Consider the following 483-nt stretch of genomic DNA (forward strand, 5'->3'; position numbering starts at 1 on the left):
GCGGCGGACGGCGCGCAGGGGCTTTCGCTGATCCAGGCGGCGCGTGGCGGCTATGATCTCGTCGTCTCCGATATCCGCATGCCGGAGATGGACGGCATCGAGATGGCGATCGCGGCTGCTGCATTGTTTCCGTCGATCAAGATCGTGCTGATGACCGGCTATGCCGACCAGCGCGAGCGCGCCGAGGAATTGAACGGCATCATCCTCGATGTCGTGCAGAAGCCCTTCACGCTGGCCGAAATCCGTTCGCGAGTCGAGCGGGCGCTGATCTGCTTCGCCTGATCAGGCTGGGTCGGCGGCAGCGAGCACAGGTGGAACATTCTTGCGCCGTTCGGTGTTGAGCGCCAGCAGACCGGCGCCGATAATCAAGGCAGCGCCGATCACCGTCGTCGACCGCGGCACCTCGGCGAAGAACAGGAAACCCCACAGCGGCGACCACAGGATGCCGGTGTATTCGAAGGTGGCAACGCGGTTGGCCGACGC

At 64.6% G+C, this 483-nt stretch carries 1 protein-coding gene and 1 pseudogene; one reads left to right on the forward strand and one right to left on the reverse strand.

Translation table 11 applies throughout. The features are described 5' to 3' along the window. On the forward strand, positions 1-282 hold a 282-nt coding region (locus tag EN939_RS37460), incomplete at its 5' end, for a response regulator (RefSeq protein ID WP_164751661.1). Here EN939_RS37460 and EN939_RS37465 read toward each other — a convergent pair. Further along, positions 283-483 (reverse strand): annotated as a pseudogene (locus tag EN939_RS37465) (DMT family transporter); the annotation flags it as partial.

It is taken from the genome of Mesorhizobium sp. M7A.F.Ca.CA.002.05.1.1 (genome assembly GCF_003998335.1).
In the GTDB taxonomy this organism is placed as follows: Bacteria; Pseudomonadota; Alphaproteobacteria; order Rhizobiales; family Rhizobiaceae; genus Mesorhizobium.